Annotated in this window: 1 protein-coding gene; it reads left to right on the forward strand. The window is 33.5% G+C overall.

The features are described from left to right. On the forward strand, positions 1 to 227 hold a 227-nt coding region (locus Q0838_RS14315), incomplete at both ends, for a helix-turn-helix domain-containing protein (RefSeq protein ID WP_298956576.1).

Below are 227 nucleotides of genomic sequence, written 5' to 3' on the forward strand. Positions count from 1 at the left end.
AGTCTTAAGAAGGAAAAGCGGTTGAAGAGTTTATTATTAATAAAGAGTGGAAAGTTTAAGACTCGCCAGGAAGTAGCAGATAGTGTCTTTGTCCATATTAGAACTTTAGAACGCTGGTTAAGTAATTATAAGGAAGGTGGTATTGAGTTGATGATTGCTGATAAACCAAAGAATAAAGGATCCAAAATTATTACTCGTGAGATGCATAATGCATTATCTAATAGAGT

This window comes from uncultured Nonlabens sp. (assembly GCF_947495285.1).
In the GTDB taxonomy this organism is placed as follows: Bacteria; Bacteroidota; Bacteroidia; order Flavobacteriales; family Flavobacteriaceae; genus Nonlabens.